The following is a 17,635-nucleotide window of genomic DNA, read 5'->3' on the forward strand; positions in this document are numbered from 1 at the left end:
CGGTAACGATGGCCGGAGACCTGCCGGACTATTATTTCAGGGTGCGCGAGAACGGTGCGTTCGTATTTCGCGTGGACACGGAAAACCGCCAGCGGCGCATCGACATGGACCAGATCGCGGTGGTCAACATCCGCAACGGCCAGATCAAGCCGCATGGCGAGCGCGACCTGACCGACGAGGATTTGCAGGTCATCAAGGACTGGATGGAAGACCGCGCCGCGCTGCTGGCCGAGCGTGATATCGACGACATCCACCGGGCGGTGGATTACCTGAACCAGACCACCCACTGGGCGCAATCGCGCGCCAGCGACGAACAGCTGGAACACGTCACCGACGCCCTGTTGCTGGCGATGCACGACCTGCGCACCGTTCTGGTGCGCAAGAAGGCCGACCGCCTGCTGAAGGACGAGTGATACGAAAACGCTCCGCTCGGGCAGGCCCGCCTTAAAGCGCCTCGCGCAGCTGGGCTGCGAGGGTCATCGGATCGAAGGGTTTGGTGATCACCTTGAGAGCGCCTTCCAGCAGGAGGGTTTCCGAGAACGAGTCCTCGGCCTTGGCCGTCACGTATATGGTCCCCACATTTTCCATGCCGGGCATTCCGGAAATGGCGGCGTGCACCTCCCGGCCGGTCATGTCGGGCATCATGAAATCCAGCAAGAGCAAATCCGGCTGAAAAATCTGTGCCGCCTCGATGGCCGACGGGCCGTCATGACATTGCCTGAGTTCGAAATCCTCGGCGAAGGACAACGCGATATCAACGATCGTCCGAATATCTTCGTCATCTTCAACGTGAAGAATCTTGCGCATTTCCGTAACCTGCCTCTCGTCGTGCGACCGGCTCATGTTGCGCACATGTGGCCGGGCCAGACGTCTGTTTTCTCAAGGTTTCGATTTACCACTCCACCAATCAACCTGTCCTGAACAGTACCGAACCGCTTTGATTATGTTTGTTTTGCGGTTTCAGCGCAATTACCGGCCAACCGGGCCGGTGATCGGGAACATTTTTCGTCCACGTCTCCATCGCGGCGTCGGGCCCATCGGCATCGGGCGCCTCATACCGCGTCCTGATCGAGCACGACCTCCATTTCATCCAACAGAGTCTCGACCTTTTGTATAACCGTCGCGGGATCGGCCGAGGCATCCCCCGCAATCGTTTCCGCCTCGCGGGCGGCATCGCCAATCGCGTCGAACCCCAGGGATGGGGCAACCCCCGCCAGATTGTGCGCCTTGCGGGCGATTTCCTGAAAGGCGCGGCTTCGGTTCTCGGCGGTCCGGCAGTATTGCAGCAACGCCTCGATATCCAGAATACGCTCTTCCAGCGTATCGACGAACTTGATCCTGAGCGAGGCAATCGCCTCGTCTATCCTCTGCCGTTCCCTGGTTTGCAGGTCATGCGACATGAACCGCACCCTTGATCCTGATGGCCTTGTGATCCTGCACACCGACATCCTGCGCCGATTGCATGGCGGCGAACAGCATCGCGGTCGGATCGCTGAACAGGCTCAGGCCACTGGATTTGGGCGCGCCGACGGCAACCGACGGCACCAGCGCGGCATCGTCGGACAGCAGGCCCGCGACCTGGGAAATCTTCCAGCCGATATCGGTTTCCAGGGTGTCCGAATCCAGCCGGGTCATACGAGAAATCAAGGCGCAGAAATTGCCGCTGCCGAAATAGGAAAGAACACGCAATCCGCCATGCAGCGATCCACCGATGGATCGCGCCACCTCGGCCATGGTGTCGGCAAATTCCAGCCCCGACGAATGAACAAAGATGTCATGGGCGTTGCGGACATGGAAACCGACAGCGACCGTCGTCATCAGGCGCAACGGCCCCAGACGCAGCACATAGTTTTCAAGGCTGCTTGCGGGGATCAGGAATCTGGAATTGGCGATGATGTCGGCGTCTTCGAACCCATGCGTCATGCCGAAGGCCTGTTCCGTTTCCGTGAGTTGCGACGATATCTGGCTGCACTGGCGCCGTTCGCTGGCAAGAGCCTCGACCATACGCATGCGCGCCTTGACCTCCATCGGGTCCACCGGCTTGTTGATGTAATCGCTCGCCCCGGCGTCAAAAGCGGCATCGACATATTGCTTGTCCGTCACGGACGAGATCATCACGATCGGCGTTTTATCGTAGGAGGGCCTGTTCCTGATCGACGCGCACAGCTCTATCCCGTTCATGCCGTCCATGTTGACGTCGAGAAAGAAGCAATCGAACGGTGCCTGCGATTGTGAGATGACATCGAGCGCCTGATCGCCGGACTCTGCGAATTGCAGGTCGTCATATCCGTCGCCTTGAAGGACCTGCATCAGCAGATCGCGGAAAATGGGCTCGTCGTCGACGATAAGTATCTTCATTCTGTGTGCTCACGTTTCCAGATGAGAGGTATAGGATTACTGTTGAGCACTCTTTACGCTTAAGTGATTATGCAACTTTCATACTACTCTTCGAGTTGAGTGCGGCGACAATATGGCGACAATATGGCGATCTGCTAAAAATGAAGGAAAATGAGCGGGATGCGGGGGGCGGCGCCCTTGACCGACGCGCGCGCCCCCCTGCCCCGCGTCAGTGCCGCAGGGCTTCGATCGGGTCGAGCTGCGCCGCCCTGCGCGCCGGGAAATATCCGAAGATCACCCCGACCAGCGCCGAAAAGACGAAGGCAAGCAGAACGATCTGGATATCTATCACGAACGGGACATTCAGCATCCGCGTCCCCACCGCCCCGAACGCCAGCCCGAGCAATATGCCCATGATCCCGCCCAGACCGGACAAGACCACCGCCTCGACCAGAAACTGCATCAGGACCTGACGCGCCTGCGCACCGACCGCCATGCGTATGCCGATCTCGCGGGTGCGTTCGGTGACCGAAACGAGCATGATGTTCATGATGCCGATCCCGCCCACAAGCAGGCTGACCGCCGCCACCGCCGACAAAAGGCCGGTCAGCACATCGGTAATCCCCGTGAGCATCGAGGCCAGTTGCTCCATGTCGCGGATCGCGAAATCGTCCTCTTCGCCCCGACCGATGCGCCGGGTCTCGCGCAGCAGCGCGGTAAGGTCGTCGATTGTCCGGGTGGTCGAAAACCCATCGCGGACCGAGACATAAATGAGCCGGACATCCGACGTGCCCGCGATGCGGCGGGCGAAGGTGCGGAACGGGATCATGACGATATCGTCCTGATCGGTGCCGAAGGACGACGCCCCCTTGGCTTCGAGCACGCCGGTGACTGTGCAGGAAATCGGCCCGAGGCGCAGTTTCTCGCCAAGCGGATCGGTCATGCCGAACAGCTCGTCGCGCACCGTCTTGCCCAGAATGCAGACCGGCTTGCCCGCCTGTTGCTCGGCTTCGGTGAAACTGCGCCCCTGTGCGATATTCCAATCCGTCGCCAGCAGGTACTGGTTGGTCGTGCCGCTCACGCTGGTGCGGTAATTCTCGTTGCCGAACACCGCAACCAGCGACGAAGAGCCCATCGGCGCGGCGGTTTCGACGCTGGCAAGCTGATCAACGATGGTTTGCACGTCCCTTTCGGAAAAGGCGCGCGCACTGCCGGAACCGGCGCTCGGCCCGAACCGGCTTTGACCCGGCGAGAGCATCAGAAGGTTGGCGCCCAGCTTTTCGACATCGCTTGTCACCTGCACGGTCGATCCGCGCCCCAGTGTCACCATCGCGATCACCGCGGCCACGCCGATCACCACGCCCAGAACCGTCAGGAACGACCGCGTGGGATTGCGCAGGATCGCCTGTAGCGCCAGCCTGACCGTTTCCAGAAACATCAGGCGGCCCCTTTGCCGGTGGGCCGGTCGGATTCGATACGTCCGTCCACCATCCAGATCAGCCGGTCGGAAAACGCGGCCATGTCGTCTTCGTGCGTGACCATGACGATCGTCAGGTTCTCGTCGCGATTGAGACTTTGCAGGAGTTCCATGATCTCGATAGAGCGCGTGGTGTCGAGGTTGCCCGTCGGCTCGTCGGCCAGAATCACGCTCGGCTGACCAGCCAATGCGCGGGCGATGGCGACCCGTTGCTGCTGACCGCCCGACAGTTCCGAAGGATCGTGATGCGCGCGGTTGCCCAGGCCCACCTTTTCCAGCGCGGAAAGCGCGCGCGCCTCGCGCTCGTCACGGGACATGCCCTTGTAGATCAGGGGCAATTCCACATTCTGAAGCGCCGTCGTGCGCGGCAGAAGGTTGTAGCCCTGAAAGATGAAGCCCAGATAGTGCCGCCGCAACAGGGCGCGCTGGTCCTGTGTCAGATCGGCAACCTCAACACCGTTGAACAGGTATTGCCCCGAGCTCGGCCGATCAAGGCACCCCATCACGTTCATCGCGGTGGACTTGCCCGACCCGGACGGCCCCATGATCGCCACGAATTCCCCCTGCGTGATGGTCAGCGTGATCCCGGCCAGCGCAAAAACCTGCGCCTCGCCCTTGCCGTAAACGCGGGTGATGTCGCGGAAATCTATGACGGGGTGGGCAGGATCAGTTGCCGTTGAAGCGGTCTGTGATGACACGGTCGCCCTCCTTCAGATCGCCGGACCGGATAATCGTGACCAGACCGTCGGTCTCGCCCGTTTCGACGGCCACTTCCTCGGCCTGCCCGCCCCGCAGCACCCAGACCGATTTGCGCGCTTCCGCCGCCCCGCCGCTTCGGCCACGATCCGGCCTTCGGGACATCATCAGCCCGACCAGCCCGCTGCCGCCCTGTCCGTTGTCTTCCTCGGCCTCCACGGGCGGGGTGTAGCGCAGCGCCGCATTCGGCACGAGCAGCGCATCCGCGACCGAGGTCACGACGACATCGGCGGTCGCGGTCATGCCCGGACGCAGCGCCATGTCGGAATTGTCGAGCGTCAGAATGCCCTTGTAGGTCACCACGCCATCCACGGTTTCGGGCGCGAAATACAGTTCGGTTATCTGCGCGGGGAAAACCCGCTCGTCATAGGCATCCACGGTAAACCGGGCCTCTTGCCCCACCTCGGCCCGGCCAATATCGGCCTCGTCGATGTCTATCTGAAGTTCCATCCTGGCGATATCCTCGGCCACCGTGAACAGGACGGGCGCCGACAGCGACGCCGCCACGATCTGCCCGACATCCACGGCGCGGTCCAGCACGACCCCGTTGACGGGCGAGCAGATGCAGGATTTCGTCAGGTCCACCTTCACGACCTCGAGATTGGCCTTTGCAAGATCGCGGTTCGCGATGGCCGCCTGAAGTTCGGCCTTGGCGCGTTCGTACCCGGCCTCCTGCGCGATGAAGGTCTGTTCGGCGGCCACCCCCCGGCGCGACAGTTCCAGACCGCGCTCGAAGGTCTTGCGCGCTTCGTCCAGCGACACCTCGGCTATGGCGACCCTGGCTTCGGCGGCGGCAAGCGATGCCTCCTGCACGGCGCGTTGCGCCTCGAGTTTGCTGGTATCGAGCGTGGCCAGCACCATGCCCTTTTCGACCGTGTCGTTGAAATCGACGTGAACGGCGGCGATGGTTCCGGACAGTTCGCTGGAGATATCGAACAGATCCGTCGGCTCGACCGAGCCGGTCGCCGAGACCGTGACCTCAAGACCGCCGCGCCGCGCCTCTTCGGTGACATAGCGCACCTGCTCGCCGCTGGTGGCGCCACGATAGAACAGGACCGCAGCCACCAGCAGGATCGCACCCCCGGCAACTGCGATCCAGCGCCACGAGGCATGGCGGCGGCGCCCGATCCCGAGCGTTTTGGCGATCTCTTCCTGTTCGGCTGTCATGCGTCGACCTTTCCCGATTTCGGAACCCTGAAAAAGAATAACGTAACAGCAACGGTTTTCCGTCGCGGAAAATCAGGATTTTTTTTCGGCTGCCTGTCCGGGTCATGCAGCACAAGACCGGCCTCAAGTCAAAGGCCAACGCTCTCTGACACGCAAAACCGGCAGGCCGCGCCGGGCGCAAGACCGCAAAAACGGGACATTTCATGCAACACAGCGCAGACCGCGCCCGGTTCCGACCGGGGCGGTTCGCCCCCTACCTGACGGACAGAACGATCTTTCCCACATGGCCCCCGGCCTCAAGCTCGGCATGGGCATCGCAGGCCCGCCCCAAAGGATGCACGGAATGGATGACGGGCCGGACCGTGCCGCTCTTCAGCAGCGGCCAGACATACCGGTGCAGATCGCGCGCGATCACCCCCTTTTCCTGCGGCGTCTGCGGGCGCAGGGTGCTGCCGCAAAGGGTCTGGCGTTTGCGGATCATGGATTCGATATCCACCTCTGTCCGCCCGCCTCCGAGAAACGCGATGATCACCAGCTGCCCGCCCACGGCGAGAGAGGCGAGATTGCGATCCAGATACTCGGCGCAGATCATGTCGAGAATGACATCGACACCGCGCCCGTCGGTCAATCGGGCGATTTCGGTCTCGAACCGCTCCGTTTTGTAATTGATCGCCTCGGTCGCGCCCAGTTCCCTGCATGCCCGGCATTTTTCGTCGGTGCCTGCCGTGGCGTAAACCGTTGCGCCAAGGGCGCAGGCCAGCTGGATCGCCGTCGTGCCGATGCCGCTGGCGCCGCCATGGATCAGAACGGTTTCGCCCTCGCTCAGCCGCCCGATGCGAAACAGGTTGGTCCAGACGGTGAAAAAGGTTTCCGGGATGGCCGCGGCTTCGAGCGCCGTCAGACCGGGCGGCCATGGCAGAACCTGTTCGACCGGGGCAACGCAATATTCCGCATAGCCCCCGCCCGCGACGAGGGCGCAGACCTTGTCGCCGGGCGCGTAACCCGTCACGCCAGCGCCGCAAGACACGATCTCGCCCGCCACTTCGAGACCCAGAACCTCGGTCACACCGGGGGGCGGCGGGTAGCCGCCCTTGCGCTGGCGCAGGTCGGGGCGGTTGACCCCCGCCGCCGCCACGTGGATCAGAACCTCGCCCGCGGCAGGGTCGGGCACGGGAATCGGCCGCGCCTCAAGAACCTCGGGACCGCCCGGTTCGGTGGCGAAAATGGCCTGCATCGTCTGGGTCATGTGCTCTTACCTCTGTAATGAAATGAAAACCGCCGTGGCGCAGAACAGCCCGACCACCAGCAAGGCCAGCACGGTCAGTTTCAGGTTGCCCCTGCGCACAAGGTGCCCCCCGTCCAGCCCCATGATCCGGCTGGTGATCAGCACATTGGCGGTGAAGGGCGAGGAAGCGGCCGTGATGCCCCACCCCAGGATCGCCGCCAGTGCCAGCCAGATCAGCGCGGGCTCGGGCACGAGCGGATGAAGGACGCCCAGCAGGATGCTGGCCGACACGATGGGATTGACGGCCCACAACCCTGCGCCGACCATCCCCACCGGCACCAGGGCGACGATCACCGGCAGCAGGATGTCGGGCGGCGCGGCAATCGCTCCGCCAAATGCCGAGATGGTTTCGGCGATCACCGCCCCGAGGAAGCCTGCGCCCGAGACGATGACGATCTCGTTCACGCTGTTCCCGGCTGTCGCGGCAAGTTCGCGATGCAGCCCGGGCGCGGCCCCGGCCAATATCTGCACGCCCCACCAGGCCAGCGAAAAGCAAAGGACCGCCACCAGCACCGATGCGGGCATCGACAGCGCCGCCAGATGGTGCAACCCGAACGCGACCGCCACCAGCAGAACGACCCTGAGAACCACACGCCCCAGCACCAGTTGCTCGGGCCAGGACGGCAATGCGCGCGTCAGACCAGCATCGTGCGAGGGGCCTTTCGACAAAAGGTAGCCCGCGCCGACATAGAGCACCGCCGCCGCGATCCCGTAGGGCAGCACCTGAAAATAGCCGACCTCGGGCAGGATCGACAGGGTGATGATCGTCGACAGCGCCAGCGGCGACCACATGGGCATTGCCGCGAACCCGCGCAGCATGGCCAGGGTCAGATCCTCGACCGCGTTCTGCCGCACGAGCGTATCGCGGCTTTGCGCAAGAAGCGTCGCCATCAGGGCGGCGGCCCCGAAATTCAGGAAGATCGCAAAGACATGCGTGCCGAACATGACGAACAGATACCGCGCCCCGCGGGGACGGTTGGCGACGATGGATGCGGCGCGCCGGACGTCCTCTGCGCGCGAGGCCGCGCGGCTGAGAATACCAAGCGCGATCAGAAGGGCCCCGAGAAAGATCACACGGGGCATCGCATCCGACGAAGCAAGCCAGCCCGTCAGCCAGCCGCCGAAGAACAGGACCATGACGATGACCCCGATGATCCGCGCAGGCCGGTTGAGCCGCTGCCGGTTCAGCACGGCCATGACGATCAGGACCACGCCCACGGGCATTTCGGGCACGTGAACAAAAATCGACGCCGCACCGGCACACAGCAGGCACAGCGCGACAACGGCATTGATCCTGTCCTTCGGGGACATCGGCATTGCTGCGGGGTCAGCCATCCATGGCCTGACGAACGCTTGCCGACAAGCCACCGTCGACGACCAGTTCGGTTCCCGTGATATAGCCCGCCCTGTCGGAGGCCAGGAAAACCGCCGCCTCGGCGATATCCCAGGCACTGCCCATGCGCCCCAGCGGGCATTGCCGGGCGCGGGCCTCGCGCATCTGCGCCTCGGTCTTGTCGCCATAGCTTTGCGCAAGGGTGATGCCGATCCGCGGGGTGTCGATCAGCCCGGCGATGATCGCGTTGACCCGGATGCCATCCGGCGCCAGTTCGACCGCAAGGGCGCGCGCGAACTGGTTCGCCCCGGCCTTGGTGGCCGAATAGGCCAGATGCGGAAAACCCGTATGCCGGATCGAGGCAATCGACGAGGTCACGGTGATGACCCCGCGCCCCTGCGCACGCATCATCGGCAGCGCCGCCTGCGCCGCGACGTGCAGCGAGGTCAGGTTGGCGTCGCTGATACGCCGCCACTCCGCCGGGCTGGTCCGGTCGGATGGCCCGCTTTTGCCAAGCCCCACATTGCAATGCAGGATATCGAGCCGGCCATGCCCGGCCTCCACCGCGCCGACAAGCTCTGTCACGCTGGTATCGTCGAGCACGTCCACGCTGCGGGCTTCGCCCTGGCCGCCCTCGTCGCGGATCAGGGCGACGGTTTCCCCGGCGGCGGCCAGATTGCTGTCGGCGGCCACCACATGGGCGCCTGCGCGGGCCAGGCAGATGGCGATGGCGCGGCCTATCCCGATGCCCGTGCCGATCGAACCGGCCCCGATCACGAGCGCGACGCGCCCTTCGAGTTCGGATCGGACCGGCGCCTTCATCGCGCACCTCCCGCGCGGATCGCATCGCGCTTGGCGCGCGTCGCGCGCAGCTCCCGCCGGACGCCGACATACAGCGACAGGACGGTGATCGCGATGAAGATCCAGCAGATCGGGCTTCTGAAGAAGATCGTGATATCCTCGGAGATCAGGAAGGACCGGCGCAGGTTATCCTCGAACAGCGGCCCCAGAATGAACCCCATCAGGAACGGCGCGGCGGCCATGTGGATTTTCATCATGACATAGCCAAGCGCCCCGAAGGCCAGCATCACGCCGACGTCGAACATCTGGCTTTGCACCGCATAGCTGCCGAAGACGCAGAACATCAGGACCACCGGCAGAAGGATATGGCGGGGGATATCGGCGATCTTCGCGAAATACCGGATGGCAAGCTTGCCCGAGCCCAGCAGCACGACGGAACTCAGCATGATACCGATGAAAATCGCGTAGATGATGGTGATGTTGTCCTGAAACATCAGCGGCCCCGGCGTGAGCCCCTGAAGCATGAACGCCCCGAGGATCACCGCCGTCACCACGTCACCGGGAATGCCCAGCGCCAGCAGCGGAATGAGCGTGGCCCCGGCCACACCGTTGTTCCCGGCCTCGGAGGCGGCGACGCCCTCGATATTGCCCTTGCCGAAGGTTTCCGGCGATTTCGAGGTCCGCCGCGCCTCGCCATAGGACAGGAACGCCGCGGCGGTGGCCCCGGCGCCGGGAATGGTGCCGATGATGACGCCAATAAAGCTGCCGCGGATGATCGAGACAAGGCTGCGCTTAAATTCCTCCAGCGTGACGCGGCTCTTGTCGGCGGTCTTGACGGTGACGGGCGCGACCTTGCGCACGTAGAAATCAATGACTTCGGGCAGCGCGAAAAGACCGATCAGCAAGGGAATATAGCTGACACCCCCCATCAGGTTGAAATTGTCGAAGGTGAAGCGCTGCGTGCCATAGACCAGATCGAGCCCGATGGTCGAGGTCAGAAGCCCCAGCAGGCCCGAGATCAGCCCCTTGGTCAGCGACGATCCCGAGATCGAGATGACCACCGTCAGCGAGAAACAGATCAGCCAGAAATACTCCGGCGGGCCGAAGGCCAGCGCCAGGCCCGCGATCAGGCTGGCGAAAAAGATCAGCGACAGGTTCGACAGGAAATCCGCAATGCACGACGCGTAAAGCGCCATGTTCAGCGCCTTGCCCGCCTGCCCCTTCTGGGCCAGCGGATACCCGTCGAGAATGGTGCAGGCCGCCGCCGGTGTGCCCGGCGCGCGGATCAGGATGGCGGTGATCGACCCGCCGAACACCCCGCCCTTGTAGACCCCCACCAGCAGAAGGATACCGGTCACCGGATCGAGATTGAAGGTGAAGGGCAGCGCAAGCGCCACGGCCATGGTGGCCGTCAGCCCCGGAATGGCCCCGACAACCACCCCCAGGCAGACGCCCGCGGTGATCGCCATGAGATTTCCCAGGGTGAAGAACAGTTCGAACCCGGTTGCGATGTTTTCAAGCATGAATCACATCCAGTCTTCGAAGATACCCGTCGGCAGGGGCACCTGCGCGACATGGGCGAAAAACAGATAGACCAGCAGCGGCACGGTGATCCCGACCCCCAGCAGGATGACGGGACGCCGCTCGCCGCCGATGGCAAGCAGGGCGACGGTGACCAGAACCGAGGTCAGAAGCATGCCCAGCCGGTCGGGCACCAGAAGATAGACCAGCAGCAACGCACAGAGCATCAGCAGGCGGCTTTTCCATCTGGGGTGAACGCCCGACATCATGTCTTCGTCTTCGCCGGGGATATGCGGGGCAAAGATCGCTTCGAGCATGTGGATCAGGGCGAACAGGCCGATGGCGATGGTCAGAAGATACGGCAGAAAGGCCGGCGACAGCGGCAGGTGCTTCACCGAGGATGGCGTCGTGACCCCGGTCGGTATGACGATCAGGGCGAACAGCACCGACGCCGCAAGCGTGAGCGCCGCAAAGACGATCTCGCGGCGGCGGCCCCTGTGGGCATCGGTCCGGGTTGTGTTTCCGCTCATGGCTGACCCTCCTCCTGTGGTGTGAGTCGGCAGTGGCGGCCCGTCGGGGCCGCCACGCATGATGATATCGCAGTGTTACTCGACGGTCACGCCGGCCTCGTCCACGACGGTTTTCCAGCTCGACAACTCGCTGGCGATGAAGTCGCTGAACGCCTCGGGGCTGCCGCCCTCGATCTGCGCACCACGCGTATCGGCGAACTTGACGAACCCGTCGCTGACGATGACCTGATCGAGCGCGTCGGACAGCGTTGCGACAATCGCCTCGTCCGTTCCGGCGGGCGCCAGCAGGCCGAACCACGACCGCGCCGCGAACCCGTCGAGTTCGGGAATGTCCAGCTCATCCAGCGTCGGCACGTCGGCCAGCTTGTCCGAGCGTTCCGGCGTGGTCACCGCCAGGGCGCGCAGCGCCCCCGACTGGATATGCGGCATGGCCGACGGCAGGTTGTCGAACATCACGTCCACATCCCCGGCCAGCAGGGCGGGCACGGCCTCGCCGCTGCCACGGAACGGCACATGGGTCATGTCGGCCTTGGTGCGGGCCTTGAACATTTCGCCCGACAGGTGGATCGAACTGCCCACACCGGACGAGCCGAAGGTCTTGCCCTCGGATTGCGCCGCGGCAAGGAATTCGGCGGCACTCTGGTAGGGGCTGTCCTTGTTGACCACCATCACGTTGGGGATCGACATCAACAGCTTGATCGGCGCGAAATCCGCGACCGGGTCGTATTGCAGGTTCTTGTAGACCGCAGGCGCGATCCCGTGCGATGACACCTGCCCCATGAAAAGCGTGTACCCGTCGGGCCGGGCCTTGGCGGCCTGAGTCGTCCCCAGGGTCGCACCGGCACCGGGGCGGTTTTCGACCGTCACCGTTTCATCCAGCGCCTGGCTCAGGCTATCGGCCACCTGACGGGCCAGGATGTCGGTCGCGCCACCGGCGCTGTAGGGCACGATGATGGTGATACGCTTGCTCGGGTAATCCTGGGCCATGGCCGATGTGCCGAGGGCCAGCATCGAAACGGCGCCTGCCGCAGCGATGATCGTTCTTCTGGAAAGTGTCATCTTCTTCTCCTCCATTGGTGAAAACGTCTGTTTTCCGGGTGTCCGGATGCTGTTCAGGCAGATCCGATCGTCATACCTCCGCAGACGAACAGAACCTGCCCCGTCACGAATCCCGATCTCTCCGAACAAAAGAACGATACGGCATCGGCCACATCTTCGGGGTTTCCTGTGCGCTTGACCGGAATGGACTGGATGATCCGGTCCGTGCGCGGGTCACCGGGCGGGTTGACCTTGTTGAAAAGTTCGGTGGCGATCGGCCCCGGACCGACGGCATTCACCGTGATCCCGTGCTGCCCGAGTTCGAGCGCCCATGTTTTCGTCATCCCGTGCAGCCCGGCCTTGGTTGCCGAATAGGCCGAGCGCAGTTCCTTGCCGAGCGCCACGCGGCTCGAGATGTTCACCACCCGGCCCAGCCGGGCCTCCTTCATCGCGGGCAACGCCGCCTGAAGGCACAGGAGCGGCGCACGCAAGTTGACTGCGGCGACCCGATCGAGCGAATAGGGATCGGTCGATTCCACGTCGGCGGGCTCGACGATGCCGGCATTGTTGACCAGCCGGGTCACGCGCCGCCCCTTGCAGAAGGCCCCGAGCGCGGACTGAACCGCCTCGACATCCGACAGGTCCAGGTCCAGAACCTCGTCGGCGACATCGTGTTCGGGCCGGACCCGGTCCACCACGGCGACACGCAGCCCGTCGGCCTTCAGCCGTTGGGCCACCGCCGCCCCGATCCCGCGGGCTCCGCCTGTGACGATTGCGAAATCCTGCATTGACTCAGCTTTCAAAGGGCATGGCTTTGTCGATGGTCTCCCAGATGAAACGACCCGACGGTTTGCGCTGTTCTTCGGCGATATGGGCGACAAGCCCCGCAGCGCGGGAAATGACGGCAAAACCGCGCATCAGTTCCACCGGAATGTCCATATCCCCGAGCAGGGCCGCCGTCGCGCCGGTGGCGTTGATGGTGATATGGCGCTGGAATTCGGCATCCACCGCAGCCGACAGGGTCCGAAGCGCCGTCAGGTAGCGGGGCGTTTCGCATTCGGCCTCGCCGATCTCCAGGAGCCTCAGCGCACGCGGATCGTCGGGCTTGTGCAGGTGATGGCCGAACCCCGGCAGATGCGCCTTGCGGGCACGGTGCTCGCGCACGATCCCGGCGGCGCGGGCCGCCTGGGCATCGCCCTCCAGATCGACCAGTTCCGCCAGAAGGCGCGCGTTGTTCTCGATGGTGCCGACAAACTGGCTGCCAACCGCAAGAAGGCCCGCGGCCACCGCGCCCTGAAGGTTCTCGGGGGCGGACATGTAGATCGAGCGGGTGGCGATGGCGCTCGGCGTCAGCCCGTGCTCCATCATGGTGATCAGGATCGCGTTCATCACCCGTTTCTGGCCGGGCGGCACATCGCGCCCCAGGATGTGCTGCATCATGACGGTCACGAAATCGCTGTCGCCGGTCAGCAGCTCATCGACCAGGTTGCGGTCGCGATAGAAAATCTCGGTATCGGTATACCGGCAAAGCGATGTGGTCGGTGCGGATTTTGACATGATTAACCTTCCTTGAGTGCATCGGCGCGCTGCGCCATGTGCTGTTCGGCGAGTTGCGTTTTCTGGAGCTTGCCAATCGCGTTGCGCGGCAGGCTCTCGACGAAGCGGACGGATTTGGGCGTTTTCACCGGCCCCAGCCGTTCGCGGATGAAGGCGATAATCTCGGCCGGGGTGACGGATTGCGCGTCGCGCACCTGCACGGCGGCATGTACGGATTCACCCCACTTGTCGTCGGGAACGCCATAAACCGCGCAGTCGATGATATCGGGATGCTCGCCCATCACCGTTTCCACATCGGCGGGATAGACATTGAACCCGCCGGTGATGATCATCTCCTTGGCGCGGCCGCGAATGAAGACATAGCCGTCCTCGTCCTTCAGCCCCAGATCGCCGGTATGCAGCCACCCGTCCACAAGGGTCTTGGCGGTCACCTCGGGCTGATCCCAGTAGCCGGTCATCAACAGGTCGCCGCGGATCACGATCTCGCCGGTTTCCCCGGCGGGCAGGATGCGCCCCTCGCCATCCATGATCTCGACCTGCGTCAGGAACGTCTCGCGCCCGACCGAGGCGCGCTTTGCCGGGTTCTGCAACTCCTGCGCGGAAATCATCGTGGCGATCTGCGGCGCTTCGGTCTGGCCGTAGGTCGAGGCGAGGCACGGGCCGAAAATCGCCTGCGCCCGCTCGATGGCGTCGGGGCGCATCGGACCGGCCCCGTAGATCAGGTTCCTGAGATCCGCGTAATCGGACTCCCGCACGTTCTCCAGTTCCATCAGCATATAGAGAACAGTGGGCGGCACGAAGGTGGTGGTGATCCCGGCATTTTGCAGGAAATGCAGCGTTTCCTCGGGGCGCGGCCTGTCGAGCAGAACCAGCGTGCCCCCCGTGGCCAGCGTCGGCAGAATGTAGGTCGAGGTGCCATGCGTGATCGGAGCCGCCGCCAGATAGCGCTGCCCCTCGGCAAGCGACCATGCCGAAATCTGGATCGCGATATTCGTGTTCCAGGCGCGATAGGGTTGCATCACCCCCTTGGGCAAGCCGGTGGTGCCCCCGGTGAACTTGATCGCCTGCGTGGCGCTCAGCGGCATATCCGCACCCTCGGGCACCTGCCCCATATGCTTTTCACACAGCGCAATCGTGGTCTCGGGGCCGCCCGCCGGATCGGACATCAGGAACCGGGTCTCGGCCCCGGCCAGCTTGTCCACGGTCTCGGGTTGGGCAATGACGATGCTGGCCCCGGTGAATTCGACCGCGCGCACCAGTTCGGCCCTGGCGTTCATCGGCTGAAGCGGCACCCAGACCTTGCCGGCGGCCAGAACGGCCAGCCAGCTGATCAGGTGATCCACAGAGTTGTAACAACAGATCCCGACCCGCGAGCCGAACGCGGGATCGAGCGTTTGCAACCCCGTGGCCAGCGCCTGAACCCGGTCGTGAAGCGCCTTGTAGCTCAGCGCCTCGTCGCCGTGTTCAACGGCGATGTGATCCGGCCAGAGCCGTGCTGCGCGATCGAAGAAATGGATTGGATACATGCTTGTCTTGCCTCAGGTCTTGAGCCCGGCGCGGTTGAGCGCCTGTTCCATCACGGCCACGATTTCCTTACGGCGCTGAGGGCCCATGCGCGACTTGCGCGCCGAAACCGACAGCGCCGCCAGAAGGCGGTCGGAGCCATCGAACACGGCCACCGCAATCGCGCTCACATCCGGGATGATGAGCGAATTGTTCACCAGATACCGATGCTTGCGCCAATGCCGCACCATGGAGCGGACCTCGGCCGTGGAGAGGTCGCCATAGCGTCCGTACACCTCGCTGTTGGAGCTGATCAGACGGTCGCAGCTGTTCTCGGGCAGCGCCGCCAGAATGGCCGCGCTTCCCGCCCCCACCCCGAGGGGCCGCCGGGACCCGACCTGCAACGTATTCGCCCGCAGCGGGGTGGTCCCGATCACCGCGTCGATGCACAGGGCCTCGTCGCCGAACGGCACCGTCAGGTAAACGGTTTCGCCCGTGACCGTGGCGGTCTCGGCCAGCGCGGGATGCAGTTCCATGCGCACGGCATCGAACTGCCGCGGCGATCCCGGCGCACCGGCGAGATCGAACAACCCGATGCCGAGCGTGTAGATTTTGGAATAGGGATCGAAGCTCAGAAGCCCGCCATCGACAAGCCCCTGCAACAGCCTGCGCGCCGTCGCCGTCGTGAGGTTCGCCTTGCGCGCCACCGTCGACAGGTTGACGCCCGTCGCGTTGCGTTCCGCCACGATGGGCAGCAGCCGGATGGCCTTGGCAAGCGACGTCTCAGCGCGCCGGCCGGAATCTGCGTCCAGTGTGGGCAATGGCCCCTCCCCCTTCAGGACAGGCCAATCGAATGGCCCCTCCGACAGGGATAAAACTTGTCCGGCAGGCCGCGAGAGTCTATCGAATTTTTATCATATATCGAATTTTTTTTATCATATACTGATATATATTTTTTTAAATTACTGTTTTACATATATTATCTTTAATAACAAATTGAAAAACCAATACCGAAAAATCCGGCTGCCCACCCGTTCCACACGGCGCAAATGACGAAACGTGCCCGACCATGCGGCCGGGCGCCTCGCCTCATTCACTTGTGCAAAAGGGACGCACGGCCTCTGATCAGACGGCTTCCAAAGCGATCGCAATGCCCTGACCGACGCCGATGCACATGGTCGACAGGCTTTTCTGCCCGGGTTTCAGCTCCAGCATCGCCGTGCCGGTGATCCGGGCGCCGGACATGCCCAAAGGATGCCCCAGGGCAATCGCACCGCCGTTCGGATTCACCCGCGGGTCGTCATCGGCGATCCCCAGATCGCGCAGCGTCGCCAGCCCCTGAGACGCAAAAGCCTCGTTCAGTTCGATCACCGCGAAACCGTCCTGTTTCATACCCAGACGGTCCATCAGCTTTTTCGACGCGAGCGCCGGGCCAAAGCCCATGATCCGCGGCGCGACACCGGCACTGGCCCCACCCAGAACCCTGGCGACGGGCGTCAGGCCATGCACACGCGCCGCGTCCTTCGAGGCAAGAATCAGCGCCGCCGCGCCGTCATTCACACCCGACGCATTGCCCGCCGTCACGGTCCCGTCCGCTTTGACAATGCAGCGCAGTTTTTGCAGCGCTTCCAGGGTGGTGGCGGGGCGCGGATGCTCATCCTCTGCCACCACGACAGGATCGCCTCTGCGCTGCGGGATGGTCACCGGCACGATTTCCGTCGCCAGACGCCCGCTGGCCATCGCCGCCCCGGCCCTTTGTTGCGATCGCAGGGCGAAAAGATCCTGATCTTCGCGGGAGACATTGAAATCCTCTGCCACGTTCTCGGCGGTTTCCGGCATCGAATCGACGCCGTATTGCGCCTTCATCAGGCTGTTGACGAAGCGCCAGCCGATGGTCGTGTCGTGAACCGCGTTGGCGCGGGAAAAACCGATTTCCGCTTTCGGCATCACGAAGGGTGCGCGCGACATCGACTCGACACCGCCGGCAACGATCAGATCGGCCTCGCCCGCGCGGATTGCGCGGGCGGCGGTGATCACGGCATCCATGCCCGAACCGCAAAGCCGGTTCATCGTGGTGCCCGGAACCGTGTCAGGGTAGCCGGCCAGCAAAAGCGACATGCGCGCCACGTTGCGGTTGTCTTCGCCCGCCTGATTGGCGCAGCCGAAAATCACGTCGTCGATCGCCGCAGGGTCCATCTCCGGGTTGCGCTCGGCCAGCACTTTCAACGGGATTGCGCCCAGATCGTCGGCCCGCACGGACGACAATGCGCCGCCATAGCGGCCCACCGGCGTACGGATATAGTCGCAGATATAAACCTCGGTCATCACAG

Annotated in this window: 18 protein-coding genes; 1 reads left to right on the forward strand and 17 read right to left on the reverse strand. The window is 63.7% G+C overall.

Annotated elements, in window-relative coordinates:
- Nucleotides 1–8 precede the first annotated feature (8 nt).
- Nucleotides 9–413, forward strand: coding sequence for a hypothetical protein (locus tag BUB53_RS03560; protein WP_073032782.1), 405 nt, complete (start codon nucleotides 9–11; stop codon nucleotides 411–413).
- A 31-nt stretch (nucleotides 414–444) separates the two neighbouring features.
- Here the strand turns inward: BUB53_RS03560 and BUB53_RS03565 are convergent, their stop codons facing one another.
- The 17 genes from BUB53_RS03565 to pcaF form a co-directional block, all read right to left on the reverse strand.
- Nucleotides 445–807 (reverse strand): response regulator, encoded by a 363-nt coding sequence (locus tag BUB53_RS03565; protein ID WP_073033706.1) that lies wholly within the window; start codon nucleotides 805–807, stop codon nucleotides 445–447.
- A 245-nt stretch (nucleotides 808–1,052) separates the two neighbouring features.
- Entirely contained in the window at nucleotides 1,053–1,400 is a 348-nt protein-coding gene (locus BUB53_RS03570) for an Hpt domain-containing protein (protein ID WP_073032784.1), read from the reverse strand.
- Nucleotides 1,390–2,358, reverse strand: coding sequence for a response regulator (locus tag BUB53_RS03575; protein WP_073032785.1), 969 nt, complete (start codon nucleotides 2,356–2,358; stop codon nucleotides 1,390–1,392). The genes BUB53_RS03570 and BUB53_RS03575 overlap by 11 nt, the downstream gene beginning before the upstream one ends.
- 208 nt (nucleotides 2,359–2,566) lie before the next feature.
- Nucleotides 2,567–3,775, reverse strand: coding sequence for an ABC transporter permease (locus BUB53_RS03580; RefSeq protein WP_073032787.1), 1,209 nt, complete (start codon nucleotides 3,773–3,775; stop codon nucleotides 2,567–2,569).
- The gene (locus BUB53_RS03585) at nucleotides 3,775–4,512 is read right to left on the reverse strand and encodes an ABC transporter ATP-binding protein (RefSeq protein WP_073032790.1); all 738 of its coding nucleotides are present in this window, start codon (nucleotides 4,510–4,512) and stop codon (nucleotides 3,775–3,777) included. Before BUB53_RS03585 ends, BUB53_RS03580 begins: the two co-directional genes overlap by 1 nt.
- Nucleotides 4,481–5,737, reverse strand: a complete 1,257-nt coding sequence (locus BUB53_RS03590; RefSeq protein WP_073032792.1) for an efflux RND transporter periplasmic adaptor subunit — start codon at nucleotides 5,735–5,737, stop codon at nucleotides 4,481–4,483. The genes BUB53_RS03585 and BUB53_RS03590 overlap by 32 nt, the downstream gene beginning before the upstream one ends.
- 253 nt (nucleotides 5,738–5,990) lie before the next feature.
- On the reverse strand, nucleotides 5,991–6,983 hold the full coding sequence (locus tag BUB53_RS03595; RefSeq protein WP_143163116.1) for an NAD(P)H-quinone oxidoreductase: 993 nt from the start codon (nucleotides 6,981–6,983) through the stop codon (nucleotides 5,991–5,993).
- A gap of 6 nt (nucleotides 6,984–6,989) precedes the next feature.
- A complete protein-coding gene (locus BUB53_RS03600; RefSeq protein WP_073032794.1) occupies nucleotides 6,990–8,339 on the reverse strand; it encodes a hypothetical protein in 1,350 nt (449 codons plus the stop codon).
- Nucleotides 8,340–8,349: 10 nt separating this feature from the next.
- Nucleotides 8,350–9,177, reverse strand: a complete 828-nt coding sequence (locus BUB53_RS03605; protein WP_073032796.1) for an SDR family NAD(P)-dependent oxidoreductase — start codon at nucleotides 9,175–9,177, stop codon at nucleotides 8,350–8,352.
- A complete protein-coding gene (locus BUB53_RS03610) occupies nucleotides 9,174–10,679 on the reverse strand; it encodes a tripartite tricarboxylate transporter permease (RefSeq protein WP_073032799.1) in 1,506 nt (501 codons plus the stop codon). Before BUB53_RS03610 ends, BUB53_RS03605 begins: the two co-directional genes overlap by 4 nt.
- Nucleotides 10,680–10,682: 3 nt before the next feature.
- Nucleotides 10,683–11,207 carry a tripartite tricarboxylate transporter TctB family protein gene (locus BUB53_RS03615; RefSeq protein ID WP_073032801.1) on the reverse strand — a complete coding sequence of 175 codons (525 nt, stop codon included), beginning with the start codon at nucleotides 11,205–11,207 and terminating at the stop codon, nucleotides 10,683–10,685.
- Between the two features lie 75 nt (nucleotides 11,208–11,282).
- Nucleotides 11,283–12,266 carry a Bug family tripartite tricarboxylate transporter substrate binding protein gene (locus tag BUB53_RS03620; protein ID WP_073033708.1) on the reverse strand — a complete coding sequence of 328 codons (984 nt, stop codon included), beginning with the start codon at nucleotides 12,264–12,266 and terminating at the stop codon, nucleotides 11,283–11,285.
- A 53-nt stretch (nucleotides 12,267–12,319) separates the two neighbouring features.
- Nucleotides 12,320–13,033, reverse strand: a complete 714-nt coding sequence (locus BUB53_RS03625) for an SDR family NAD(P)-dependent oxidoreductase (RefSeq protein WP_073032803.1) — start codon at nucleotides 13,031–13,033, stop codon at nucleotides 12,320–12,322.
- Nucleotides 13,034–13,037: 4 nt separating this feature from the next.
- Nucleotides 13,038–13,802 carry a citryl-CoA lyase gene (locus tag BUB53_RS03630; protein WP_073032805.1) on the reverse strand — a complete coding sequence of 255 codons (765 nt, stop codon included), beginning with the start codon at nucleotides 13,800–13,802 and terminating at the stop codon, nucleotides 13,038–13,040.
- 2 nt (nucleotides 13,803–13,804) lie between these two features.
- Entirely contained in the window at nucleotides 13,805–15,328 is a 1,524-nt protein-coding gene (locus tag BUB53_RS03635; RefSeq protein ID WP_073032807.1) for a class I adenylate-forming enzyme family protein, read from the reverse strand.
- A gap of 12 nt (nucleotides 15,329–15,340) precedes the next feature.
- A complete protein-coding gene (locus tag BUB53_RS03640) occupies nucleotides 15,341–16,126 on the reverse strand; it encodes an IclR family transcriptional regulator (RefSeq protein ID WP_229709446.1) in 786 nt (261 codons plus the stop codon).
- Nucleotides 16,127–16,430: 304 nt separating this feature from the next.
- Nucleotides 16,431–17,630 (reverse strand): 3-oxoadipyl-CoA thiolase, encoded by a 1,200-nt coding sequence (pcaF, locus tag BUB53_RS03645; RefSeq protein ID WP_073032809.1) that lies wholly within the window; start codon nucleotides 17,628–17,630, stop codon nucleotides 16,431–16,433.
- Between the last annotated feature and the right edge of the window lie 5 nt (nucleotides 17,631–17,635).

The organism is Roseovarius pacificus, assembly GCF_900142665.1.
Taxonomy (GTDB): Bacteria; Pseudomonadota; Alphaproteobacteria; order Rhodobacterales; family Rhodobacteraceae; genus Roseovarius; species Roseovarius pacificus.